The organism is Dysosmobacter welbionis, assembly GCF_005121165.3.
In the GTDB taxonomy this organism is placed as follows: Bacteria; Bacillota; Clostridia; order Oscillospirales; family Oscillospiraceae; genus Oscillibacter; species Oscillibacter welbionis.
Genome location: NZ_CP034413.3, coordinates 2,957,162 through 2,979,938, shown reverse-complemented (window position 1 = coordinate 2,979,938; position 22,777 = coordinate 2,957,162). Strand labels below are relative to the sequence as shown.

Below are 22,777 nucleotides of genomic sequence, written 5' to 3'. Positions count from 1 at the left end.
CCTTGGTGGACTTTTGCCCACCCTCCCGCTATACTGGAACCACAAAGGAGGGCGCGGTATGAGCCTTGGAACCAACATCAGCCGCCTGCGGGCGGAGAAACGCCTGTCTCAGGGGGACCTGGCGGAAGTGCTGGAGGTGAGCCGCCAGTCCGTCAGTAAGTGGGAGACGGATTCCAGTGTGCCGGACCTGAACAGGCTGATGAAGCTGAGCCAGCTCTTCGGTGTGACGCTGGATGAACTGGTGACGGGAGCAGAGCCCCCAGTGAAGGTGGAGACGCCTCCGGTCATGGTGTCTCCGTCAATGCCGGGTCGGAAGATCGCCGGGATCATCCTCTTCTGCATGGCCTTTCTGGCGTTTCTGATCCCCACGGGGCTGGGGGGATCCTCATCGGCCTGATCCTGGCCGTTCCGTTTCTGGTGTGCGGGATCATCTGCTTTCTCGTCCGAAAGCGGCCGGGGCTGTGGTGCGCCTGGGCAGCGTACTTGACGGCTTACATCTTCTTGTGTCAAGTAGGGACTAAAAAAATTTTGAGAATTTACAAGCCGTTCATAGGTGGACAACCACCCATGAACGGCTTGAGTTTTCTCTACGCTCTTGTGCCGTTCTTTGTGCGACGCTTCTTATACGCCGCCGCAAATGCCTCCAACATCGGAGTGACCGGAAGCTCGTTGTCAGGCTTGGACAGATACTCGAACCGGATGCCGTTCTCCCGGAACTTTCGCTCAAACCTCATGAAAGAGGAAGTGTCCCGGCTGATTCGCGAGGTGTCGCGGGTGAGGATCGTACCGATGTCCTGACGCTTGGCTTCGTTCAGCAGGAAGTTCATGATACCTTCCGTATGGACGGCGGAGATGCCGTCTGCCGCCACAGCAGCAGCCACCTCATAGCCTTTGTCCTTCGCATAGCGTTCCAGCTCTTCCCACTGGTCTGCTGCCGCAAGCTGATCCGCACAGGCAACGCGGATATAAAGAAATACTTTCATTTGGCTTCTCCTTCTGATGTAGTGAGGAAGTCCTTGAACTTCCAGACGATTTCTATGTTGTCAAGATCGTAAATGTAGACCGCAGAAATGAATGCGTGGGTCAGCTCATAGGTCAGAGCTTTGCAGTCGGCGTACTGTTCGCAGACCGCATCCAGCTTTTCATCTGAACAGGCGGTCTCGGAGTCAAGCTCCTTCATCCGCTCGTGACCGCGCTGGATTGCTCCATCGTTTTCAGCAATCTTCACATCCGCTGCCGCCTTCTGCTGAATGTACGCCTCCTTCGTGATGCTTCCGGCTGCATACTTCTCGTAGAGCCTCAGCTTGGACGCCTTGTTCTGCTCGTTCTGCTTTTGCAGAGTGCGGATTTTATCAGCACATTCCTTGATGGCAGATTTCCGCAGATCACCGACTTCGCGGTTCTGTATTGCTTCCTTCTGTGCCAAAGCAAGAAACTGAGTAAGGGCATGGAAGACAACCTTCTCAATATCCATTTCCGGAAAGCTCCTGCCAACCGGACAGTCTGTGTTTCCGTTGTTGACCGAGTGAATGCACTGGAAGTACCGAATGCCAGCCTTGTTCTTTCGGCGTGTCATAGCACGTTTACAGTTACCGCAGCGGACGAGTCCCTTGAGCGGATAGTCATGCTGCTTGCGCGTGGGATTCCGTCCTCCGCCTCGAATGACCTTCTGAGCAAGCTCAAAGTCTTCCTTGCTGATAATAGCTTCATGCGTTCCTTCTACGATAATCGGCTCATTGACAACACGCTTTTTTGAGCCGACACCGCAGGACTTCATTTTGCGGCTGACCAGTGTTCCGGTGTAAACAAGGTTTTTGAGGATGTTATAGACCATCACGGTTTCCCAACTGATTTTCTCGCTCATGTTACTGAACTTCTTCTTGTCGGGATGCTTGCTCTTGAAGTATTGCCCCGGCGTCGGGATGCCGTCATCATTCAGGCTGCGGGCGATCTGAGAGGTGTTGCTGCCTTCCAGCGCCTCGCGGAAAATACGACGGATCACATCAGCCGCCTCCGGGTCTACGGCAAGTTTGTTCCGAATGGTGGGATGCAGGACGTAGCCGTATGGGGCGTAGCCACCGACATACTTGCCCTGCTTCATCATCTGGATTTTTGCCGATGTGGTCTTTACGGAAAGGTCTTTGCTGTATGCGGCGTAGATGATGCTGCGCATAACCACTTCCAGGCCGCCCGTTGTGCCTTTGTAATCGTCACTGTCATAGCCGTCGTTGATGGAAATAAAGCGGACGCCCATGAATGGAAAAGTGCATTCCAGATAGTTTCCCGTTTCAATGTAGTCACGAGAAAAGCGGGAAAAGTCTTTGACGCAGATCAGATTGATTTCGCCGCGCTTGACCTTCTCCATCATCTGCGTGAACTGAGGACGGTGAAAGTTCGTGCCGGTATAACCGTCATCCGCAAACTCAGACCGCTGACAGTGAGACAACTCCGGATGATTGTCGAGAAAGCGATTGATGAGCATACGCTGGTTGCCGATGCTGTCACTTTCCGCCTTGCTGCCATAACCGGTATCTTCATCAGCCATTGAGAGGCGGATGTAGATGCCGATGTTGTATTCCTTGCTCATTTACATCGCCTCCTGCACTTCCTTGATACTCTGAATGGTCAGAGCGTAAATATCGCCGTATTTCATGACCAGCTCGATTGAGCCGTCCTCATGGACTTTCACAAGCTCTACGGACTCGTCAACCAACTCCTGAGAGAGCTTTTCTGCACCGCTGACGGATTTCATCAGCGTGAGCCACTTGTTGTCCTCGGACATTGCCTCGGCAAACTTCACCTTCCGCTGAACCGCTTCATCCAACCGCCGGGAAAGATCGGCATACTGCTCATCGTAGGCTTTCTTGGCAAAGGCGTATTCCTCTTCATCGAGAACGCCTTCCGTGAAGTCCTCATAGAGACGGGTACGCTTCTTGGAAATACCGCTGAGTTTCAGATTCAGGCTTGTAATGAGCGCATTCTGCTGATTTCGGATGCTGCGTTCACCTTCGCTGTTTCTCAGTTTGGCAAGCAGCTTGTCGTAATTGAGAGCCGCCTTGACTTGAAGCTGGATCGCCGCAAGCACATCGGCTTCGAGTTTGTCCTGCCGCGTATAGTGTGGCGTACAGAGATTGCCGCGCTTGACGGATGAGCTGCACTCATAGAAGGCGTACCATGCGCCGTCCTTACGCTTGTCAACGCGCTTTCGATGGAAATAGAGTTTCCTGCCGCAATCTGCACAGATGATTTTGTCTTCAAAGAGATTGATCAGTGTAGCACGGATTTTCTCCGTGCGCTCCATCTTCTCAATCCTTGTCCTTGCAGCAGCGTCGCGCAGCTCTTGTACCTTTTGGAAGTCCTCGCGGGAAATAATCGCCTCGTGAGTATTGGGAAAAACAATCCATTCCTCGCGGTCGATATGCTGATTCTTGACGCCCTTATAGATGGCGTTCAGCGTCCGTCCGAGAACGGTATCTCCGACGTAATGGGGATTATCCAGAATGGTAGTCAGTGAAGACTTGTTCCAAATCTTCTTTGCCGTAGCATTGCCTGTGCGGACGCCGACCTGATACTTCTGAAACTCCGGATTGGGCGCGTTCATTGCATCAAGCCGGTCTGCAATCGCAGGAAGGGACAGCCCTTCAATCTTCCATTGGAAAATCTTCCGGACAATCGGTGCGGTTTCCTCATCGAAGACCATATTGCTGTGTTCTTCATCCCAGCGATAACCATACGGGAGATTGCGCTTCTTGAACTCTCCGCTTTCCATCTGTGCCTTGAGCGCGGTAGAAACCTTGCGGGAGATGTCCTTCGAGTAAAGGGTGTTGATCATGTTTTGCAGAGGGATGATGAGGCTTTCGCCGGAGCCGTCCGTATCAAAGTTGTCGTAGTTCTCTTTGATGGCGATAAACCGAAGCCCGATCTGCGGAAAGACCCGTTCCAGATAGGTTCCAGCCTCGATGTAGTCACGCCCGAACCGGCTGAGATCACGAACTACAAGGCACTTGATCCTGCCGGTGCGGATGTCGTTCATCAGCCGGTTGAACTCCGGTCTATCAAAAACCGTTCCTGTTCGTCCGTTGTCCACATAGGTATCTATCAGATTCAGGTAGGGACGCTCTGCAATGTAGGACTTGCAAATCTCAACCTGATTTGCGATGACATCCACCTTTTCGGACTTGCCGCTGTTTTCAACGGAAAGACGGGCATAGATGGCTGTTGAGAAGACCTCGGAAGAGCCAGATTCGATAACCGGCTCTTCAACTGCAATTTGCTTTCTGCTTTTTCTTGCCATTTGCTCATTCCTCCTTTATACGGCAATATCCAGTTCGTCGGCATAACCGAGAACGTATTCAAGTGTCTGCTGGTATTCGTCCTTGTATTTGAAGACGATTTCGATTGCATGGTTTTCGTGAATCAGAATGCGGTCAACAAGGGACATCAGCACACGGCGGTTCAGCTCTTCGACGTTTTCATACTGCTTAAAAAGCGTTACCCAGTTCCGTTCAGTCGTGCCGGTTGTCACCGTCTGCTTCATTTCTTTTTTAACCCGCAGAAGCGCGTCCTGCTTGCCCTCAATGGTTTTGGTGTAGCTGTTGCGGAACTCGAAGTATTCCGTTTTATCAATGACGCCGCCGATGAAGTTCTCGTAAAGCCCCAGCTTGAGCTTTTGGTACCGTTCAATCTCTTCCTCGATTTTGGCGATCTGAGCTTCGTAATTGAAAGCCTTACGGCTCTGAGACGGAAGCCGTTCTATCATCGCAAGCGCGTGTTCCAGATTGATGACAAGCTCAATCTGGTCATGAATGGCACGGAAGACCTTCTCTTCAACCTCTTTTGCGGCGATGCTATGCGGGCTGCACGTCCGGCTGTGCTTATTGGTGGAGCAGACGTAGTAGATATACTTTTTCGTCTTCGACGGGACGGTCTTGCGGATCATTGGCTGCTGACAGTCTCCGCAGAACAAGAAGCCGGAAAACAGGTGTGCTTCGTTTTGATCGGGTGAGCAGCGCATATCCCGCTGCATCATGACCTTGACTGCCATGAAGTCCTCGTAGGACACAAGAGCTTCATGCGCGTTCTCAACCTTGACCCACTCGGATTCGTCCTTGCTCTTCACGACGCGGACTTTGTAGTTGGGAGTGCCGCGCTTGCCTTGAGCCAGAACGCCGATATAAACCTCGTTGGTGAGAATACGCTGGACGGCTTTGTACGTCCATTTTGCGGTATCGCCGGTTTTGAAGACGGTATCGAACTTCACACCGGCGGAATGCTTGTATTCCATCGGGGACAGGACGCCCATCTGGTTCAGACGCTTTGCAATGCGCCCAATGGAGAACCCGTCCTTGTACATGGAGAAGATCATCTGCACATATTCGCTGACCGCTTCATCCACGATGAGCTGGTTTTTGTTCTCCGGCGATTTCATGTAGCCGTAAGGCGCGAACGAGCCGACGAACTCACCACTTTTCTGTTTGACTTCCAAACTGCTTCGGATTTTCATGGAGATGTCCTTGCAGTAAGAATCGTTAATCAGGTTTTTGAACGGGATAACAAAGGAGTCGGACTGCGGATCACCGGTCAGACTGTCATACGCATCATTGATTGCGATGAAGCGAATGCCAAGCTGCGGGAAAATCTTTTCAATGTAGCGCCCGCCGTCGATGTAGTTTCTTGAGAAGCGGCTGAGATCCTTGACCACGATGCAGTCAAGCGCACCCTTGCGGATTGCCTCTTCCAGCTTTTTGAACTGAGGACGATTGAAGGAAACGCCGCTGTAACCGTCATCCACAAACGGCTCACAGACAAGCTCCAAATCCTCATGCCTTGCGATATAGTCCTCGCAGATGGCTCTCTGGCTGGCGATGGAGTTGCTTTCTACTTTGTCTCCATCTTCACGGGACAGACGGCAGTAGATCGCCGTGCGGTAAACCTTGTCTGGCATAAAAATAACCTCCGTTTTTCTGTTTGGTGTGGTACATCAAATCAGAAAGACGAAGGCTTGCTTCAACTCTTATGAAGAGAAACACGAAAACGCCACATGACCATCAGGGCAAGCGGCTTAATCCGTATTCTTCTTTTTTGACCGATTTCATTATACCACAGGCTCAATCGCTTGTCCATAGAACCGGGTGAAAAGATTCAGACTGTTCATAAATCAGAGACCTCTCAGATAGTGTTCCAGACAATCTTCCATTGTCGTGTCCGTCGCGGCGAAGCTGATCTTCACCACAGTTTTCCCGTCCAGATAACAATAGGGATTTCTGATCTGCTTGATGAACTCCCTCAGCCTGTCCTCTCGCGGTGCCGCAGGATCAAGCCGGATGCTGCTTCTCTGAACGAGTGTGCTTCGGTCAACCGTTTTCGGACTGACGCTTTTCATTGTTTCAATGCCCATCATATTCTAAGCACCTCCTGTTTCGTGAAATATTCAGGACAAAAGGATATGGCAGAGCATCTTGTGAAGATACCCTGCCACATAGTTTTCATCCTGAAACTATATAGTAAGTTTCTTTTGGGTTTGTTTCATTGTCCGGCATATTTGCAGCTCGCGCCCCTGCCAGAAGAACTTTGCAGTTCCGGGAATGCTGCGGACTACCAATGGTCAATCGGTATCATGGGACTCTCACCCCTCCGAGGATCGCTCCGAGCCGCCCATTCAAAGAAAAGACGGAAGTATCATTATACCCGGCATCTGCATCGTCGCAAGCAGCCGCACCACACGACTGTTATAGCTCTCCGGAGGTCGCTCACTCCCTTTCGGGAGGTCTTGGCGTCGGAAGCTGTGTTGCTTCGCAGAAGCGGAAAGATCCGCAGCACTGAACTATTCAGTTTTCAAGGAGCAGTGAAGTGGTCTGATTGACCCTTTCACTTTACAACGGACATCTTTTTGCCGTTTGTTGAGTACCGCTCAAAAAATTCTTTGAAATTTTTTCTGCACCGCTGCTTTGAGGTCAAATGCAGCTCTGATGCCGATGCCTTTCCTTCGGGCAAACTCTCGAAGAGTCAGTCCTTCACGGGTCATCGCAAGATACAATTCGCGCTGCTTCTCGGTCAGAATGGAAAGAAGCTCCTTCTCTTTGAGGGCGGTGATCAGTTCCTCCATGCAGTCGCGGGAGTCTGCCAGCCATGCAGCGGACTTCACATCGTCCTCCGGCATAGCGTCAAGGGACAGCACGGTGTCAGAAATTTTCTCTGCGCCGTCCTCATCCTCAGAGGTGTTGTCAGAGCCATACGAGCGTCTGATCCGCTTTTCCTCTGCGCGAAGGATTCTCATAACCTTGCGGTCAACCTCGGAAACTTCGCCGGTTCGTTTCACGCGCACCATGCACTTGCCGTCCTCCGTAGTCCAGAGGTCGTAATCGAACGCGATAGGGGTCTTAGGGATTTTCATTGTTCATCCTTTCCGCTGCGCGGGAGCAGCGGGAAGGGTGAAGACAGAAAAAGAGCCGCATGACGGTGAGGTTTGAATCCCATGCCGATAAAACAGAGCAATTAAACTCTGTCTCATGCGGCATTAGGATGACTTCACCTATCAGGCGGCTCCACAGCTCAGCTATGACATATATTTTATTTTAGAACAGAGGCTTGTCCTCCGGTTCTTACTTGGTACGCGGTCGCAGTCTTCTCATATTCAGCACATCAAAGACTGTGATCCGCCCGCATTTCTTGCACTTGGATTCTACATGACCCCTCGTGTCCTCGTAGACAGCAATGGCATTATGCTGACAATAGGGACATTTCAGGTATCGGGGCTTCTGCTGGGAAATGGCAACTCTTGCCCTGCGGATTTTTTCGATCAGCTCCGGCGTCGGTTCCTGAACCCGAATGGATGCTCTCTTCATTACCACACCTCCAATGGGTCAACATACTCACTGAATGGACGATCTACCATGTAGCCGAGCTGACGAAGGCGGATAGACGCCGTTGTCTTGGAGACACCGAACAAACGGCAGAAAAGGCGCAGCGTTAAGTGATCACCATACGAATACCTCCCCTCGTAATTGATCAGCGGCGTTTCTGCAAACCGACGCATTGCCAGGTCAACCTCTTTTTGAGGAAGCAGGATCGCCGCGCCCAAGACATTTGCTTGCCACTCGTTCCAGTCCTCGCGGGTTTTCAGCTCTCGCGGCGTATAGGCTGTCCGTGCGGAATATTTCATTTCGCAGGACGCCTTTACCTCTTCCGATTCCAGTTGGAAGAGAATCTGATGGGCGCACTCGTGGGCAAGGGTAAATCTGCGCTTGGCGCAGAGCCGCTGCACGTTGCCGGATCGAATGAAGCTCTCGTCCAAGATAATTTGATTACGCTTCAAAGCCAGTGTGCGCGTAATACCAAGTTCCGTGATCTTGTACTCAGTGTCGGCATAGGCAGTGACACCGCAGATGCTTCCGTCCGGCGAGAGACGGGCGAATGATACGCGAAGACCGAGATAGTTCTTTGCAAACTGATCAATGGGTGTTGGCAAAGCTGATCGGTCGGGCTTGTCCGCCTCATCCCCGAAAAAGAACCGGTTGAAGTCCTTCGTTGTTGAGGCTGCAATTTCTTCAAGTTGGCGCTGGGATAAAATCATGAGCAGTTGTCCTCCTTTGCTTCGACGAACCACTTGTCTCCTTCGTGGAAAAGAAATGACTCCTTTCCGCGAATCTGAACTGTGTAACGGATGCCTCCGCCCCCAACCTTTTTGGATGTGGCGCGGCATTTGTATAGAATCTGGTCGATTTGAAAGATTACACCGTTGTCCCACCAGATAAGGCGAGGGAGGATTGCCCCCTCCTTGTCCACATCCAGCGTAACCGGGACGTATGCTTTTCTGTACTGTGTAGCCATTTCTGTTTTTCTCACTCCTGTTCCCTCATACCGGTGTATGCCGGTACGGATAATCTTCGGCAGCATAAATGCCTGTCCATTTGAACTGCTCAAAAGATGTAACTTTTTCGTGTACAACTACTCATGCCCCTTGACAGGATGAGCAATTCAAGATATACTATGAGTAGTTAGATTGCTCAGTCATTATTATACGCACTTCAAGTGCCTTTGTCAATAGACTTGCGCAATTTGATGTCGCAAACTTTTTGTGAACAGGAGTGATTACCAAAATGACGTTTGGAGAGAAATTCAAGGCTGAACGGGAGAAGCGGAAGCTGACCCAGCAGGAAGTAGCCGATGCACTGGGAATCAACAGACGTATGATTACCCGGTACGAGAACGGCATTTCCTTTCCCCGTACCAAGGACGCTTACAGAAAAATCGCGGAATACTTCAAGGTGGATGTGAACTATCTGCTGACCGAGGACGAAGAGTTTGTGGTTCAGGCATCCGAGCAGTACGGCTCCCGTGGCATGAAACAGGCAAAGGACCTGATTGAAGGGATGTCCGGCTTGTTTGCGGGCGGTACGCTGTCTGAGCAGGACAAGGATGCGGTGATGAAGGCGTTGCAGGATATATATTGGGAATCCAAAGCCCGGAATGTTGAGAAATACACGCCGAAGAAATACAAGAAGACCGGTACGGACGCAGAGGAATAACTGTCTGCGTCTCGGTTTCTTGACGGATTTACTTTGACTGTTTTCAACATGAAAGGGGTGAAGGTCCCGTGATAATTCGCTCCGAGGAAATATACAAAAAGGCGAACAGCATTGTCAAAAGCTGTGGAACAAGAGATACCTTGAAGATTGCCCGTGAGCTGGGCATTCATCTCCATTTTCTTGACAATCTGAACGATCTGCTCGGAATGTACACCTACCGCCATAAAGAGCGGCATATTCTTCTGAACTCCAACATGGAGTATCTGATCATGCAAATGGTTTGCGGTCACGAGATCGGGCATGATACCTTTCACCGTGATCTTGCCAAAGGAAACGAACCGCTCCCGGAGTTCGTGCTGTTCGATATGCGCACAAAACACGAATATGAGGCGAATGCGTTTGCCTCACACCTGATCATTGACGATGATGAGCTGATTGACCTGATGAAGCAGGACTACGATGTGGTGCAGCTCTCGGCTGCAATGGGAACAAACATCAACCTGATGCTGATCAAGCTCAACGAGCTGAACCGCATGGGCTGGCAGCTCAACTTGCCTTATGTACCGCACTCTGACTTCCTGAAAAATGTCAGACCGGAGGGTTGAATGAGGATGAAGGATAGTAATTAGATGAACGATAACGACTATAAAGAAGCCCTTTTCTATGCCGCTTCCATCTTTAACGAACGCTTGGGGCAGAGTTCAGCGAGGACAACCTTGTGCTGTGCTGCTTTCAGGCGGAAAACCAGCAGGAAGTCTTTGAGCAGTTCTGCAAGCAGTATTTCCCTGACCGGCTGGAAGACCGATATACAGAGGACGGCTATTTTGACTTTCACGCCTCTGCATTCGTCGGCACAGGAGACGGCGCGGACGGAATCCTTCTGCGCACAGACATAGCGCGTCATCCGGCAGAGTTGAAACACATTCTTCTGCATGAGCTGGCGCATATCTTCTGCACCCGCAACGAGATTGACGGAGATAATTTCTTTGAGCGATACTGCATGGACGATACCATCAGCCGCGAAGAGGACGGAACCATTAACGCCGGTTATGCGGTCTGGCGGGAACTGATTGCGGAGCTGATTGCATTTGAGCTGGATGACAACTGCGATGTAGTTCCGCTTCGACGCAAGAAAGACCTACTCAGCTATTACGAAGGAGAACTCCTGACCGGCAACGGAAAAATGGGCGTCAGCATGATTCTCTGTGAGGCAATGACCAGTGCTGAGGGCGAAGCGTCTATGACATGGGACGCTGCCAAAAGCAAGTTTACGCGGTTCAAGCCCTTTGATGATCCGCTGTACAGGGACTTGCTGGAACTGGTTTTTACACACGTTAGAGAATACTTTATCGTGATCGACCGCGACTTTATCTATGAAATTGGAGTTTTGTATCTGAGCATTGCCGCACAAGCGATGATTGCGTCCCTAAAGAACAGATTTCAGGAAGAATAGGCAGACCGAAAGAGAGAAAGGACGGGCAACGATATGAAATATAAGCTGTTTCGCTCCCCCGGTAATCTGGACAAGGCAGTCCGGAAGCACGAACTGGTTGCCGTGGAGACCGGCAAGAACATTGATGATGTGGCAGAAGCGCTTATCCGTGATGTTCGGGATGATCTTGCGGAAATGCCGGAGTATGCGCACTGTGAAACCGCTGCGTATGCACCGGAACCAATTCAGGAGCATCGCCGCGTAAGACGTTATCAGTATGAGATGATGGGTGTTGTTTACCCGCAGTATGCGGAGAAGAACATCCTGATTGATTATGGCGTGATTGAAGAGGCGGAGTAATGTCAAAGAGATATGCCAGACAACTACATAGTGCAGATGGTTTGATTGCCGCCGTCGAACAATACGGCTTTCTGCCCTTCTTTCGGAACGAGATTCACGGCTTCTCCATCGAGGAACTTTGCCCACCTGAGTTATGGTTTGCGGATGATGTAGATGGTCCGTGGGAATGGAAAGGACCGGCTGCGCGGAGCGGCAAATGTCTTTACGGCAAACTTTTCAACAAGAAGGCTGGATTTGTGAGTCGGGAGTGGATTCCGGACTTTGCGAACTTCCGGCGTGACGGCTATGACTTTGACGCCCGTTGGGATGACGGCTTGGCGTCCTACAAGGACAAGGAGCTTTATGAAGCCATAGCCGGTGAAGGCAGAATGCTTTCCAAACGGCTGAAAGAGGCTCTGAACTACCGCAAGGGCGGCAACACCGGTTTTGAGACGTGCATCACGCGGCTGCAAATGCAGAGCTATGTCTGCATCGCGGATTTCGTCTATATGCAGGACAGATACGGAAGACCTTATGGCTGGGGTGTCGCAGAGTATGCGACGCCGGAAGAACTTTTCGGGTACGACCTTATCACATCTGCCTATCAGCGAGACCCGCAGGAATCCAAAGAACGCATTCTAAAACATCTGCAATCACGTCTGCCTAACGCGACCGAAATGCAGCTTGAGAAAATCATAAAGGGGTAACGCAATGGACGATATTATCTTTGAGAAGGATTACCGGGAAACCGAGTCTGCCGAATACGATAAATGGTGCGATGAGGTGTTTGACCGCGCAGTTAATTGTGGTATGCTGAAAGCGTACTCCGAAGCAATGGACAAGATACCAAAGATCATTGTACCGGAGGACAAGAAGAACTACGAGTATCTTCTGGAACGCTGTGATGCGTTTGTCAAGCAACACCGCGGGTATATCAAGGGAATCGTGGACTATCATCGTTGGCACGCGGAAATCAATATGTTTCTTCCGTTTGCGGAGTTCGATGACTCAGAAGACCTTGCATTTTTGAAAGAAATTGCAGAAAAATCGCAAACCGTCTGCTTCTCCCCGGACGAAGAAGGTGGCATTCGCGTTCATATTTTTATCAACTACTTTGAAGAATTGATGTCAGCCGAACACAAGTCATACATCGAATACGATGCTATTATGCAGGACAAGAAACTATCTGAGTTACTTGGCATACCGGAGCTTTCTGACGAGGAAAAAGAACTCGCCCTGAAAATGAAGGGCATACTTGACCGCATTGATGATGAAACAAGGATTGACCGTACCACGGCTTTTCGAGCCGTGCTTGATAAGATGACAAAAGAGCCGGAAGAAAACTGGTCGCTTCATTATATGGCAACATTGCTGGAAGCTCTGCTATACTTCATGCTGAATGAAGGAAATGAAAAGATTGATGAGGAAGAACACAATGAGTAAGAAACTTGTAGCGTATTTTTCTGCGTCCGGCGTGACCGCAAAGGTTGCCGAGACGCTGGCAGAGGCAATCGGCGCGGACATCTTTGAGATTGAGCCGAAAGTGCCTTATACGGAAGCCGATCTGAACTGGATGGACAAGAAAGCCCGCAGCACGATTGAGATGAACGATCCTGTTTCCCGTCCAGAGATTGCCATAAAGCGGGACAACATGAAGGACTACGACACAATTTTTGTGGGCTTCCCGATCTGGTGGTACGTTGCGCCGACGATTATCAATACGTTCCTTGAGAGCTATGATATGACCGGCAAGACGATCATCCCGTTTGCAACCTCCGGAGGAAGCGACATTGGCAAGACGAACGAACGCCTTGCGCCGAGCTGCAAAGGCGCAAAGCTGATGGACGGCAAGGTTTTCAAGGGCTGCGTCGGGCATCAGGAGCTTGCGGCGTGGGTTGAAGGACTTGGACTTTAAGGGGCAGACAAATCGGAAGTTGTGGAGGTGCTTTATGAACGAGAGAGAAAAAATTATCCGATTATGGTTTGATATGTGGATTAAGAAAGCAGATTTAGGAATTGACAATATTTTTACAGATGATGTTGTATATACTGAGAGTTGGAGTCCTAAATATGAAAACCGCAAAACGGTAAAGCACTGGTTTGACGAATGGAATACACGCGGAAGTGTTCTTGTCTGGGAGATTAAGCAATTTTTTCATCAAGGCAATCAAACAATCGTGGAGTGGTATTTTAAAAACAAAATGAATAATGGAAATGTTGAAGAATTTGACGGAATATCTTTAATTGTATGGACACAGGATAACAAAATAAAATCATTAAAAGAGTTTGGTTGCAATCTTCATAATTACAATCCATATCGAGATAGTGATATTCCCGTATTTCGAGAAGAAAAAGCAAATTGGTTTTGAGAGGACTATAAATTCCAGTTTAACGAACAGGAGATGATGATCGCATGAAAATACTACATGAACTTTCGTGGCTATGGGAAACGCTGGGCATTGCACTTGTGGCTGCGGCTGTCTGCGTGGCTTGCGCTGCGCTGATTGGCAAGGCAGCAAAGAAGAAACTCAGCAAAAAGTTGTTGGCGGTCATAGGGGCTGCGGCATTTGTGGGTGCGATTCTGGCGGTCATTCTGATCGCCCGGACACCGATGCCGCTTTGACAGAATAGGAGAAACTGACAATGATTGTTCTTACAGAGCAGATAGAGATTCCGGCTTCCTATGAAAAATTAAAGGCATGGACTGCTAACTTTGAGGAAGAGTTTGTGAAATGGAGTCCCTACCACATCGAATGCAATCTCTATAACGGAAACTATAACGCAGGAAGCAAGATCCGCTTCCGCGAGATCGTCATGGGGCTGGACTACGATGTGACCGGCACAATTACGGAATGCGAACAGGATGAGAACCACTTCCGCATTGTATTCCGGAGCGACAAGAAAACGGCGTTCATCACCTTTGAAGGGAAAAGAACCAAAACAGGATGCCATTTCTCTCACACCGAGGCTTTCGGCATGACCACGCCGGTAATTGGGGCGATTATGAACTTCCTGATCTTCAAGGTGTTTTTCAGGAAAAAGGCAAACTGGCAGCTTATCCGGGATGATATGATTCTGGATAACAGGTATTTATATGACATTCTGACCGAAGGAAAATACCCGGAAAGAATCCCGCTGGACAAACTGCTGACCGGCGCGAAGTAACCGAATGGGAGGGCTTGATCATGCCGCTTCAAATCGTCAGAAATGACATCACAAAAATGAAGGTGGACGCCATCGTCAACGCTGCCAACGAGTCGCTGCTGGGTGGCGGCGGTGTGGACGGCTGCATTCATCGTGCCGCAGGACCGGAGCTGCTGGCAGAATGTGAAACGCTCCACGGCTGCGAAACCGGGAGCGCAAAAATCACGAAGGGCTATCGTCTGCCCTGCAAATATGTCATTCACGCAGTCGGTCCGCGCTGGTATGACGGGCGGCATGGTGAGCGCGAACTGCTGATCTCCTGCTATCGGACATCGCTCATGCTGGCGAAGGAATACGGATGTGAATCGATTGCGTTCCCGCTGATTTCCTCCGGCATTTTCGGCTATCCAAAGGATCAAGCCCTCAAGGTTGCGATTGACACCATCAGCAGTTTCCTTCTTGAAAACGAAATGACGGTGTACATCGTTATTTTCGACCGCAAAGCCTATCAGATCAGCGGCAAGCTGTTTGCCGACATTGCAGCGTACATAGACGACCGCTATGTGGATGAGCATACCGATCCTCGTTCTGAGCGGCTGCGCAGGATGAACGCCTTCCGGATGGAAGAACCCATGCCTTGCGAGGCATCCGTTTGTGAAGAGGCAATCGAACAGCTCATGCCTCCCGTCTTTGCGGCGGCTGCCCCCAAAAAGGCAGCAACACTCGACGATGCACTGGAACAGATCGACGAGAGCTTTTCCGAGATGCTGCTGCGGAAGATTGACGAACGCGGCATGACGGACGCGCAGTGCTATAAGAAGGCGAATATTGACCGGAAGCTCTTCTCGAAGATCCGCAGCGACAAGCTCTACAAGCCGAGCAAGCCCACAGCGATTGCTTTTGCCATCGCTCTTGAGCTGCCACTTTCCGAAATGAAGGATATGCTCATGAAGGCGGGCTTTGCACTCTCCCACTCCAACAAGTTTGACATCATTGTGGAGTATTTCGTGGAGCATGGGAACTATAACGTCTTTGAGATCAACGAGGCTCTGTTTGCCTTTGACCAAAGTTTAATAGGAGCATAAGGTCTATGGATAAAGTGTTTCAGAAATTTTTGCGAAGTGGTATTGACCTCTCTTCCGTAGGAGTGAAGCGTCGTGAAGATAACAACCCATACTTTTGCACGCCAAAAGGTGCATCTATTTTTGGCTGGGCGGGTGTGGACGGCATCCACTTCTGCTTTGTTCGAGGCTTTGGCGGTATGGTATTTTCCGTCAGTCCCATGAACTCGGCTCCGGATTTTGTTCATCCGCTGGCAAACGATTTTGAAGACTTTCTGAGGTTGCTCCTTGCTTGCAGTGATTCGGCAGCGCTGGAACAGGCGTGGATGTGGGATAAAGCCCAGTTTGAAGCCTTTTTGCAGGACAACCCTCCAACACAGGATCAGCAAAGAACGCTATCAGAGCTTGCTGAGAAAATGAAATTGACGCCTATGGAACAGCCGTGGGTATACATCAAAAAGCTGCAAGCATCTTTTGATTATAGCAAGATCAAGTACACCGAGGACTATTATGATGTTGATATGAACCCAGAAGCAGAACCGACCATGCCTGAGTGGAAGGTCTACTTTGAGGGAAACTTCTGGGGACATTCGGGAAAAGACCATGCCGGAACGGAAATCCGGTTGAATAAGCAATTTGACTGGGCGAGGCATCATTGGGTTATTCCTGCGGCGTATTCTTGCAGCAAGGGACTCGTCATGGACTTTTGTATGCGCACCCCGGAAGAAGACATTCGCAAGTTCATAACTAAATGGGATTTACACCCCGAAAACGACTCCTGCGAATACTTCACGCAGGAGCAGCAAATGCAGATAGATTTAGACAATCCACTTTGCCTTGACTTTATTCCTCGTTTGGAATTGAACGGGAAAACAATGCTGACCTCCCACGGCTGTTCCGTGGTCTTTAATCCATGTTTGCCAGACGGGGTGATCAATGAAGCGGAAGCAAAGTGGGCATTGGAACACTATGATTTGGATACATCCTATGGATGGATGATTTTTCGGGCAGCTTTTCCGTGGACAAGCAAACGCCGTCCTGAAATAAAAGCCCTCTCCCTTACAATGGAGCAGCAGTCGTGTCGTGTCCCGGGACCACATTTCAAGGCACACGCTCCCGGTGATTCGTTTTCTTTCCTCCATCCGGTCAGTGGAAAAAAATACACATTGACCGTACAGGAATTGGAGCGGCAGACAATTTCCGAAAAGCGTTTCGGTTCTGACCGCTGGCTTTATCCGACGCATTTTACCGCCATGAGCTATACGTTTTCTCCTGAACCAGACGATGATATTTCAATCTGTGATTGCGCTGAGGGGGACAAACCTTTGAAAATTGCGCCATGCTCTGACCGCTATGCACCAGAGGCACGAAACGATATTGCTTGTATTGGCATTATCGGCGGAGCGGACGGTCCAATCGCAATCGTGTGTGGAGGCAGCTCAAAAGAAAAACTTCATGCAGTTTGTTCCTCTCTACACTTTGAGCCGGTGGAGGGTGATATTGAATGGCGTATCGTATTCAACATTAAAAGCTCCAATGAAATGTCATTAGGGATGATCTAAGAAGAAAGCGGAGGCAAAGAAGGTGAAACAACTCACTTACATCGCAATCGACCTGAAATCCTTCTACGCCTCCGTGGAGTGCCGGGAGCGCGGCTTAGATCCTCTGGACACAAACCTTGTTGTCGCAGACGAAAGTCGGACGGACAAGACCATCTGTCTTGCCGTTACACCCTCCCTCAAAAGCTACGGTATCTCCGGACGCGGACGGCTGTTTGAAGTCAAGCAGCGCGTGAAGGAATCGAATGTCGGACGGCAGCACGACGCGCCGGGACACAGGCTGGACGGCACATCGCACTTCTTCTCAGAGCTGCAAGCAAACCCGTCTCTGGCGATTGACTTCATCATCGCGCCGCCCCGGATGGCGTACTACATGGAGTACAGCACCCGCATCTATCAGGTTTATCTCAAGTACATTGCGCCGGAGGACATCGTAGTCTACTCCATCGACGAGGTGTTCATGGACGTGACGGACTACCTGAACACCTACAAGCTCTCAGCACATGATCTCGCCATGAAGATCATCCTCGATGTGCTTGAAACAACCGGCATCACAGCAACCGCAGGAATCGGCACGAATCTTTTCCTCTGCAAAGTGGCAATGGACATTGTGGCGAAGCACATCCCCGCCGACAAGAACGGCGTCCGCATTGCAGAGCTGGATGAGATGAAGTTCCGGCGTGAGCTTTGGACGCATCAGCCCCTCACGGACTTCTGGCGCGTAGGTCGAGGCATTGCCAAGAAACTTGAGCAAAACGGGATGTTTACGATGGGCGATGTTGCACTTTGTTCAGAGCGAAACGAGGACTTGCTTTACAAGCTGTTCGGCAAGAATGCAGAATTGCTCATCGACCATGCGTGGGGTTGGGAACCTACGACCATTGAAGCGATCAAGGCGTACCGTCCCAGCTCCAACAGCATCAGCTCCGGTCAGGTATTGCACTGCCCATACGAGACGGATAAAGCAAAGCTGGTTGTCCGAGAGATGACGGATTTGCTTGTGCTGGACTTGGTGGACAAGGGGCTTGTCACCGACCAAATGGTTCTCACAGTCGGCTACGACATTGAGAACCTGACCGATCCGGCACGACGGGCAAAGTATCACGGCGCGGTTGAGACAGATCATTATGGGAGGCAGATTCCGAAACAGGCGCACGGCTCTATCAATCTCGACGGTCACACATCATCTACTCGCAAAATAATGTGTGCTGTGTCAGAACTCTTCGACCGGATCGTGGATAAGAATCTGCTTGTCCGCCGTATGTATGTTGTTGCAAATCATGTCCTGCCGGAAGCTGATGTACCGAAGAAAAACGACGGTGCAGTCCAGCTCGACCTCTTTACCGACTATGCCGCCGAAGAGGAAAAACAGAAAGCCGAAGATGCCGCTTTGGAGCGTGAGCGGAAGATACAAGCCGCCACGCTTGCCATCAAGAAGAAGTATGGAAAGAACGCCATCCTCAAGGCAATGAATCTTGAAGAAGGTGCAACCGCGAAAGACCGCAATGCGCAGATTGGAGGGCATAAGGCGTGAACGGAAAATACGACGAGATCATGGGACTTCCTCACCACGTTTCCAAAACGCGACCACAAATGCCGATGTCAGATCGTGCAGCGCAGTTTGCGCCCTTTGCCGCCCTCACCGGCTATGATTCTGCAATCAAGGAAACCGGACGTCTGACCGACGAAAGGATTGAGCTTGATGAGGGAGCCTTGACCGCTTTGAACATGAGGTATCAGCTTCTCATGGATGCCCTTGATGAAGAGCCGGAGGTTGAAATAACCTACTTCAAACCTGATGAGCGCAAAGCTGGCGGTGCGTATGTAACTGCAACCGGCGCAGTCATAAAGGTTGATGACTTTGAGCGCCTGATTACCATGCAGGACGGCACGAAGATTCCGATGGATGACATCCTAAGCATTGACGGAGAGCTGTTCTTGTCCTTAGAATAATGTCGCTTGCCATGCGACCAAATGAAGTGAATACCGAAGTACAATATGACTGTAAGGTGAGACACCAAGCAGTCATATTTTTATATACGGAGGTACAAAACATGAGAAAGAACTTGACGGAGATCGTATTCATCCTTGATCGCAGCGGCTCTATGAGCGGACTGGAAATAGACACCATCGGAGGATTCAACTCCATGATTGAAAAGCAGAAAAAAGAGAATGGCGAGGCATTGATCTCTACCGTTCTCTTTGACAACGTGAGCGAGGTTATCCATGACCGTGTGCCGGTTCAGAAGGTGGAGCCGATGACCGACAGGGACTATTCCGTTCGCGGCTGCACCGCGCTTCTGGATGCTATCGGCGGAGCGATTCATCACATTGGGAATGTCCATAAGTACGCAAGAAAAGAGGATGTCCCTGAACACACACTGTTCGTCATCACAACGGATGGCATGGAGAATGCAAGCCGCCGTTATGACAGCGAGAAGGTCAAGAAGATGATTGAGCGACAGAAGGAAAAGTACGGCTGGGAGTTTCTTTTCCTCGGTGCAAACATTGATGCAGTTGAGACGGCAAAGCATTTTGGAATTGGAGCAGATCGAGCGGTCAATTACCACTCTGACCGCGAGGGAACGCAACTCAACTATGAAGTTCTGAGCAAAGCGGTTTCCGCTGTCCGATGCAGCGTACCGCTGGGTACGAATTGGAAAAAACGTATTGATGAGGACTTCAATTCCAGAAAGGACGGGAGAAAGTAATGAGAACAATCACCGTAAAAGGGACAGGCAATGTCTCCACAAGACCGGATTACATCATCCTATCCCTGAACATTGAAGTCTTATCTGAAACCTATGACCGCGCAATGTCGGAAGCTGCCGAGAGAATCGAAAGACTGCAAGGTGCCGCAGTCCGCGTTGGGTATCGCAAGGAAGACCTGAAAACCACGAGCTTTGATGTCCAGACAAGGTACGAGAATGTCAAGGATCGGCAAGGAAATTACAAGCGAGAGTTTGCCGGATATGCTTGCAGCTATCGCTTGAAACTTGCCTTTGACTTTGACAGCAAGCAGCTTGCAAAGGTCATTTCTGCGATTGCGGATTGTGGGGCGCAACCAGAACTCAGCATTGCGTTCACCGTGAAAAACCCGGCAAGAGTCTGCGAAGAGCTGCTGATCAATGCGACGGAGAACGCCAGGGCAAAGGCGGAGATTCTTTGCAAAGCATCAGGCAGTACGCTTGGGCAGTTGCTCAACATCGACTACAACTGGGGCGAACTCAATGTTTTTTCCAGAACAAGCTACGATGTTGAAGACTGCATTCAGCCTCTCATGGCGATGAGCAAGTGCGCCGCACCTGAGATTGAGCCGGTTGATATTGATGTGACAGACACATTGGCTTTCACATGGGAAATCCAATGATTTTTTAACTTTTTTGAAATCCGGTACTCAACAAACGCCCTTTTTGTGTCCGTTGTAAAGTGAAGGGACATTTCACGGAGGAATCTTCGGGGAATACGATTTTGGGAGATTAGCAAGCAAATCCGGTGAGTACCCACCGGAGAAAAATCAGTTAAGGAGACCCTGCCCTTAACATCAGATTTTTGCTTGTTGGGATAGTCCCAAACCCTTCTAATCTTTACGACGGAGGGCGCAGCATGGTACGAAGAACACGAGACATTCAGAAGAAGATTTGGCTGACACCACAGGAAGAACGGACGATTGCAAAGAAGATGGAAATGATCGGCACGGAGAACTTCGGTGCGTATGCAAGGAAGATGCTGATCGACGGCTACATCATCGTTGTGGACTACACGGAGCAGAAAAAGCTCGCCGCCGAAATCAACAAGATCGGTGTGAACATCAATACCGTCTGCCGCAGGATCAACTCGACGGGACGATTCTATCAGGACGATATTGACGAGCTGAAAGAAAAGATGGACGCGGTATGGCAGTTACTAAAATCAAAGCAATCCGAGGAACTTTGAGCAAGGCAATCGCGTACATTCTGAATCCCGAAAAGACAGACGAGAAGCTGCTGGTCTCGTCCTACGGCTGTGCCAGCGAGACCGCAGCGCGGGAATTTGAATGGACGCGGAAGATAGCCGAGCAAAAAGGGATGAATCCGGTCAGGATCATAGCCCGTCATGTGATCCAGTCCTTTGAAATCGGAGAGGTCACACCGGAGCTTGCCCACGAGATCGGCAAGCAGTTTGCAGATGAAATCCTCGGAGGAAAATATGAGTATGTGCTGACCACTCACATTGACAAAGACCATGTTCATAACCACCTGATTTTCAATGCGGTTGACTTCGTGGACTACCACGCATATAAGAGCTATAAGCGGATTTACTATGATATGCGCGAGGTCAGCGACCGGCTCTGTAAGGAAAACGGTCTCTCTGTTATTCCTCCCTCTCAGAACAAAGGCATGGGCTACAAGGAGTACACCGAAGCCAAACGCGGCACGAGCTGGAAGCAGAAACTCAAGCAGACCATCGACCGGCTCGTCATCACGGCGAAGGACTACGATGATTTTCTGCGGCTCATGCAGGAAGCCGGATATGAAATCAAGACTGGCAAATACATCTCCTTCCGTGCTGAAGGTCAGGAGCGGTTTACCCGGTCTAAAACTATCGGAGAGAACTACACCGAGGAACGCATCAAGGAGCGGATTGCCGGACGGACGCCCCGAAGAAGCCAAAGACAGACCACGCCGAAGGGCATCTCTCTCATCGAAGATATTCAGGAGCGGATCAGGCTTATCGACAGCAAGGGTTACGAGCATAAAGCAAAGCTCACTATCCTCAAGGAAGCGGCACGGACACTCAACTATCTCACGGAAAACAATCTGCTTCAATACGCCGATCTTGAGAAGAAGGTTGAGGATGTTCACGGTTCCTATGACCGTACCGGCAAGGAACTGAAAGGCGTTGAAGCACGTCTGCGGGAAGTCCAGCCGCTCATCAAAAATATCTCCAACTACCAGCGGCTCAAGCCTGTATATGATGCCTTCCAGAAGGCAAAAGACAAGCCGGGGTTCAAGGCAAAGCATGAGGCAGAGCTTGTGATCTTTGAGGCGGCGCGGAGTACGCTTCTTGCCATGCAGGGCGATGAAAAACTGCCGAGCTTGAAGACACTGCAAGCGGAACAGCAGCGACTTCTTGAAGAGCAGCAACGGCTCTATGATGAACGCGCGAAGCTCAAAAAAGAAGTAAAGCAAATAGAGACGATCAGGTCTAATGTTGATGCGTTTCTCGCTCCTTCTGTTGACCATGACCGTGATCATCTGCGCAGCACACAGCGCGAATAGTCCTTTCAAAAGCAGGGCATCTCCTGTTGACCGGAGATGCCCTGCATCCTTGAGAGAAGGTTCGAGAAATTGAAACTTTTTCTTTAATTTCTGCATCAACGAATTGCTTTTGAGAATGAAATCCAGTATAATATTATAAGCGATGTTGAATGCAAGCAAGCGAAAGGATGGTTGCCGTGCGCATAAGCTATAAGAAACTATGGATGCTTCTTCTGGAACGCGACATAAAGAAGGCTTCTCTACGACATGAAGTAGGGCTGTCTGCCGGAACATGGACAAAACTGAATAAGGGGGAAGAAGTGTCCCTCTCTATTTTGCTGCGCATTTGTGATTACTTGAACTGTGACATCGGAGATATATGTGAGGCTGTGCGAACGGACAAGAACTGAGTCCGGTTTTTCGTACAGCTCTTTTTGTAAAATAGGTTAGATAAATACACAGGGAGGATTTTGAT

29 protein-coding genes are annotated in these 22,777 nt (G+C 50.1%); 20 read left to right on the top strand and 9 right to left on the bottom strand.

Going from position 1 to position 22,777, the window contains the following annotated elements:
• Positions 1-58 precede the first annotated feature (58 nt).
• The gene (locus EIO64_RS15585; protein WP_136891604.1) at positions 59-397 is read left to right on the top strand and encodes a helix-turn-helix transcriptional regulator; all 339 of its coding nucleotides are present in this window, start codon (positions 59-61) and stop codon (positions 395-397) included.
• Positions 398-587: 190 nt separating this feature from the next.
• On the opposite strand, the gene EIO64_RS15580 is transcribed toward EIO64_RS15585, so the two are convergent.
• From EIO64_RS15580 to EIO64_RS15540, 9 genes are all read right to left on the bottom strand, one after another.
• A complete protein-coding gene (locus EIO64_RS15580) occupies positions 588-983 on the bottom strand; it encodes a recombinase family protein (RefSeq protein WP_136891603.1) in 396 nt (131 codons plus the stop codon).
• Complete coding sequence (locus EIO64_RS15575) at positions 980-2,587, bottom strand: recombinase family protein (RefSeq protein WP_136891602.1); 1,608 nt, start codon at positions 2,585-2,587, stop codon at positions 980-982. Before EIO64_RS15575 ends, EIO64_RS15580 begins: the two co-directional genes overlap by 4 nt.
• Positions 2,588-4,294: a recombinase family protein gene (locus EIO64_RS15570; protein WP_136891601.1), complete on the bottom strand. Its 1,707-nt coding sequence runs from the start codon at positions 4,292-4,294 to the stop codon at positions 2,588-2,590.
• A gap of 15 nt (positions 4,295-4,309) precedes the next feature.
• Complete coding sequence (locus tag EIO64_RS15565) at positions 4,310-5,944, bottom strand: recombinase family protein (protein ID WP_136891600.1); 1,635 nt, start codon at positions 5,942-5,944, stop codon at positions 4,310-4,312.
• 213 nt (positions 5,945-6,157) lie between these two features.
• Positions 6,158-6,400, bottom strand: coding sequence for a DUF6870 family protein (locus EIO64_RS15560; RefSeq protein ID WP_008816138.1), 243 nt, complete (start codon positions 6,398-6,400; stop codon positions 6,158-6,160).
• 510 nt (positions 6,401-6,910) lie between these two features.
• Positions 6,911-7,327 (bottom strand): hypothetical protein, encoded by a 417-nt coding sequence (locus tag EIO64_RS15555; RefSeq protein ID WP_226928003.1) that lies wholly within the window; start codon positions 7,325-7,327, stop codon positions 6,911-6,913.
• A gap of 274 nt (positions 7,328-7,601) precedes the next feature.
• Complete coding sequence (locus EIO64_RS15550; protein ID WP_005934741.1) at positions 7,602-7,844, bottom strand: hypothetical protein; 243 nt, start codon at positions 7,842-7,844, stop codon at positions 7,602-7,604.
• The gene (locus EIO64_RS15545; RefSeq protein WP_071699575.1) at positions 7,844-8,572 is read right to left on the bottom strand and encodes an ImmA/IrrE family metallo-endopeptidase; all 729 of its coding nucleotides are present in this window, start codon (positions 8,570-8,572) and stop codon (positions 7,844-7,846) included. The genes EIO64_RS15550 and EIO64_RS15545 overlap by 1 nt, the downstream gene beginning before the upstream one ends.
• Entirely contained in the window at positions 8,569-8,895 is a 327-nt protein-coding gene (locus EIO64_RS15540; protein ID WP_005934743.1) for a hypothetical protein, read from the bottom strand. Before EIO64_RS15540 ends, EIO64_RS15545 begins: the two co-directional genes overlap by 4 nt.
• 203 nt (positions 8,896-9,098) lie before the next feature.
• On the opposite strand from EIO64_RS15540, the gene EIO64_RS15535 reads away from it, so the two are divergent.
• The 19 genes from EIO64_RS15535 to EIO64_RS15445 all read left to right on the top strand — a co-directional run bounded on the left by EIO64_RS15535 (position 9,099) and on the right by EIO64_RS15445 (position 22,712).
• Entirely contained in the window at positions 9,099-9,527 is a 429-nt protein-coding gene (locus EIO64_RS15535; RefSeq protein ID WP_005934745.1) for a helix-turn-helix domain-containing protein, read from the top strand.
• A gap of 140 nt (positions 9,528-9,667) precedes the next feature.
• On the top strand, positions 9,668-10,132 hold the full coding sequence (locus EIO64_RS15530) for an ImmA/IrrE family metallo-endopeptidase (RefSeq protein WP_223385148.1): 465 nt from the start codon (positions 9,668-9,670) through the stop codon (positions 10,130-10,132).
• A gap of 113 nt (positions 10,133-10,245) precedes the next feature.
• Positions 10,246-10,980 (top strand): hypothetical protein, encoded by a 735-nt coding sequence (locus EIO64_RS15525; protein ID WP_249390707.1) that lies wholly within the window; start codon positions 10,246-10,248, stop codon positions 10,978-10,980.
• A gap of 33 nt (positions 10,981-11,013) precedes the next feature.
• Positions 11,014-11,319 carry a hypothetical protein gene (locus tag EIO64_RS15520; protein ID WP_008816144.1) on the top strand — a complete coding sequence of 102 codons (306 nt, stop codon included), beginning with the start codon at positions 11,014-11,016 and terminating at the stop codon, positions 11,317-11,319.
• Positions 11,319-12,005, top strand: a complete 687-nt coding sequence (locus EIO64_RS15515; protein WP_050005986.1) for an AlkZ-related protein — start codon at positions 11,319-11,321, stop codon at positions 12,003-12,005. The genes EIO64_RS15520 and EIO64_RS15515 overlap by 1 nt, the downstream gene beginning before the upstream one ends.
• Before the next feature lie 4 nt (positions 12,006-12,009).
• A complete protein-coding gene (locus EIO64_RS15510) occupies positions 12,010-12,741 on the top strand; it encodes a hypothetical protein (RefSeq protein WP_071699572.1) in 732 nt (243 codons plus the stop codon).
• Positions 12,734-13,213: a flavodoxin gene (locus tag EIO64_RS15505; protein ID WP_120136751.1), complete on the top strand. Its 480-nt coding sequence runs from the start codon at positions 12,734-12,736 to the stop codon at positions 13,211-13,213. The genes EIO64_RS15510 and EIO64_RS15505 overlap by 8 nt, the downstream gene beginning before the upstream one ends.
• A gap of 34 nt (positions 13,214-13,247) precedes the next feature.
• The gene (locus tag EIO64_RS15500; protein ID WP_006573504.1) at positions 13,248-13,667 is read left to right on the top strand and encodes a nuclear transport factor 2 family protein; all 420 of its coding nucleotides are present in this window, start codon (positions 13,248-13,250) and stop codon (positions 13,665-13,667) included.
• Positions 13,668-13,711: 44 nt separating this feature from the next.
• Entirely contained in the window at positions 13,712-13,921 is a 210-nt protein-coding gene (locus tag EIO64_RS15495; RefSeq protein ID WP_136891599.1) for a hypothetical protein, read from the top strand.
• 20 nt (positions 13,922-13,941) lie between these two features.
• The gene (locus EIO64_RS15490; protein WP_110441594.1) at positions 13,942-14,463 is read left to right on the top strand and encodes an SRPBCC family protein; all 522 of its coding nucleotides are present in this window, start codon (positions 13,942-13,944) and stop codon (positions 14,461-14,463) included.
• 20 nt (positions 14,464-14,483) lie between these two features.
• Positions 14,484-15,527, top strand: coding sequence for an O-acetyl-ADP-ribose deacetylase (locus EIO64_RS15485; RefSeq protein WP_136891598.1), 1,044 nt, complete (start codon positions 14,484-14,486; stop codon positions 15,525-15,527).
• Between the two features lie 5 nt (positions 15,528-15,532).
• A complete protein-coding gene (locus tag EIO64_RS15480; protein WP_136891597.1) occupies positions 15,533-17,065 on the top strand; it encodes a sodium ion-translocating decarboxylase subunit beta in 1,533 nt (510 codons plus the stop codon).
• Between the two features lie 22 nt (positions 17,066-17,087).
• A complete protein-coding gene (locus EIO64_RS15475) occupies positions 17,088-18,596 on the top strand; it encodes a Y-family DNA polymerase (RefSeq protein ID WP_136891596.1) in 1,509 nt (502 codons plus the stop codon).
• Complete coding sequence (locus EIO64_RS15470; RefSeq protein ID WP_008396798.1) at positions 18,593-19,015, top strand: YolD-like family protein; 423 nt, start codon at positions 18,593-18,595, stop codon at positions 19,013-19,015. Before EIO64_RS15475 ends, EIO64_RS15470 begins: the two co-directional genes overlap by 4 nt.
• Before the next feature lie 101 nt (positions 19,016-19,116).
• A complete protein-coding gene (locus EIO64_RS15465) occupies positions 19,117-19,773 on the top strand; it encodes a vWA domain-containing protein (protein ID WP_136891595.1) in 657 nt (218 codons plus the stop codon).
• Entirely contained in the window at positions 19,773-20,432 is a 660-nt protein-coding gene (locus EIO64_RS15460; protein ID WP_136891594.1) for an SIMPL domain-containing protein, read from the top strand. The genes EIO64_RS15465 and EIO64_RS15460 overlap by 1 nt, the downstream gene beginning before the upstream one ends.
• A gap of 236 nt (positions 20,433-20,668) precedes the next feature.
• Positions 20,669-20,998, top strand: coding sequence for a plasmid mobilization protein (locus EIO64_RS15455; protein WP_005934759.1), 330 nt, complete (start codon positions 20,669-20,671; stop codon positions 20,996-20,998).
• Positions 20,959-22,323 carry a relaxase/mobilization nuclease domain-containing protein gene (locus EIO64_RS15450; protein ID WP_181446412.1) on the top strand — a complete coding sequence of 455 codons (1,365 nt, stop codon included), beginning with the start codon at positions 20,959-20,961 and terminating at the stop codon, positions 22,321-22,323. The genes EIO64_RS15455 and EIO64_RS15450 overlap by 40 nt, the downstream gene beginning before the upstream one ends.
• Positions 22,324-22,472: 149 nt before the next feature.
• Positions 22,473-22,712 (top strand): helix-turn-helix domain-containing protein, encoded by a 240-nt coding sequence (locus tag EIO64_RS15445; RefSeq protein WP_006573514.1) that lies wholly within the window; start codon positions 22,473-22,475, stop codon positions 22,710-22,712.
• Positions 22,713-22,777 lie beyond the last annotated feature (65 nt).

What these genes read in the sequence shown, in the direction of transcription:
- EIO64_RS15585 (WP_136891604.1), top strand. Translation starts at nt 59, where the DNA reads ATGAGCCTTGGAACCAACATCAGCCGCCTGCGGGCGGAGAAACGCCTG.
- EIO64_RS15580 (WP_136891603.1), bottom strand. Translation starts at nt 983, where the DNA reads ATGAAAGTATTTCTTTATATCCGCGTTGCCTGTGCGGATCAGCTTGCG.
- EIO64_RS15575 (WP_136891602.1), bottom strand. Translation starts at nt 2,587, where the DNA reads ATGAGCAAGGAATACAACATCGGCATCTACATCCGCCTCTCAATGGCT.
- EIO64_RS15570 (WP_136891601.1), bottom strand. Translation starts at nt 4,294, where the DNA reads ATGGCAAGAAAAAGCAGAAAGCAAATTGCAGTTGAAGAGCCGGTTATC.
- EIO64_RS15565 (WP_136891600.1), bottom strand. Translation starts at nt 5,944, where the DNA reads ATGCCAGACAAGGTTTACCGCACGGCGATCTACTGCCGTCTGTCCCGT.
- EIO64_RS15560 (WP_008816138.1), bottom strand. Translation starts at nt 6,400, where the DNA reads ATGATGGGCATTGAAACAATGAAAAGCGTCAGTCCGAAAACGGTTGAC.
- EIO64_RS15555 (WP_226928003.1), bottom strand. Translation starts at nt 7,327, where the DNA reads ATGGTGCGCGTGAAACGAACCGGCGAAGTTTCCGAGGTTGACCGCAAG.
- EIO64_RS15550 (WP_005934741.1), bottom strand. Translation starts at nt 7,844, where the DNA reads ATGAAGAGAGCATCCATTCGGGTTCAGGAACCGACGCCGGAGCTGATC.
- EIO64_RS15545 (WP_071699575.1), bottom strand. Translation starts at nt 8,572, where the DNA reads ATGATTTTATCCCAGCGCCAACTTGAAGAAATTGCAGCCTCAACAACG.
- EIO64_RS15540 (WP_005934743.1), bottom strand. Translation starts at nt 8,895, where the DNA reads ATGCTGCCGAAGATTATCCGTACCGGCATACACCGGTATGAGGGAACA.
- EIO64_RS15535 (WP_005934745.1), top strand. Translation starts at nt 9,099, where the DNA reads ATGACGTTTGGAGAGAAATTCAAGGCTGAACGGGAGAAGCGGAAGCTG.
- EIO64_RS15520 (WP_008816144.1), top strand. Translation starts at nt 11,014, where the DNA reads ATGAAATATAAGCTGTTTCGCTCCCCCGGTAATCTGGACAAGGCAGTC.
- EIO64_RS15515 (WP_050005986.1), top strand. Translation starts at nt 11,319, where the DNA reads ATGTCAAAGAGATATGCCAGACAACTACATAGTGCAGATGGTTTGATT.
- EIO64_RS15510 (WP_071699572.1), top strand. Translation starts at nt 12,010, where the DNA reads ATGGACGATATTATCTTTGAGAAGGATTACCGGGAAACCGAGTCTGCC.
- EIO64_RS15505 (WP_120136751.1), top strand. Translation starts at nt 12,734, where the DNA reads ATGAGTAAGAAACTTGTAGCGTATTTTTCTGCGTCCGGCGTGACCGCA.
- EIO64_RS15500 (WP_006573504.1), top strand. Translation starts at nt 13,248, where the DNA reads ATGAACGAGAGAGAAAAAATTATCCGATTATGGTTTGATATGTGGATT.
- EIO64_RS15495 (WP_136891599.1), top strand. Translation starts at nt 13,712, where the DNA reads ATGAAAATACTACATGAACTTTCGTGGCTATGGGAAACGCTGGGCATT.
- EIO64_RS15490 (WP_110441594.1), top strand. Translation starts at nt 13,942, where the DNA reads ATGATTGTTCTTACAGAGCAGATAGAGATTCCGGCTTCCTATGAAAAA.
- EIO64_RS15485 (WP_136891598.1), top strand. Translation starts at nt 14,484, where the DNA reads ATGCCGCTTCAAATCGTCAGAAATGACATCACAAAAATGAAGGTGGAC.
- EIO64_RS15480 (WP_136891597.1), top strand. Translation starts at nt 15,533, where the DNA reads ATGGATAAAGTGTTTCAGAAATTTTTGCGAAGTGGTATTGACCTCTCT.
- EIO64_RS15465 (WP_136891595.1), top strand. Translation starts at nt 19,117, where the DNA reads ATGAGAAAGAACTTGACGGAGATCGTATTCATCCTTGATCGCAGCGGC.
- EIO64_RS15460 (WP_136891594.1), top strand. Translation starts at nt 19,773, where the DNA reads ATGAGAACAATCACCGTAAAAGGGACAGGCAATGTCTCCACAAGACCG.
- EIO64_RS15455 (WP_005934759.1), top strand. Translation starts at nt 20,669, where the DNA reads ATGGTACGAAGAACACGAGACATTCAGAAGAAGATTTGGCTGACACCA.
- EIO64_RS15450 (WP_181446412.1), top strand. Translation starts at nt 20,959, where the DNA reads ATGGCAGTTACTAAAATCAAAGCAATCCGAGGAACTTTGAGCAAGGCA.
- EIO64_RS15445 (WP_006573514.1), top strand. Translation starts at nt 22,473, where the DNA reads ATGCAAGCAAGCGAAAGGATGGTTGCCGTGCGCATAAGCTATAAGAAA.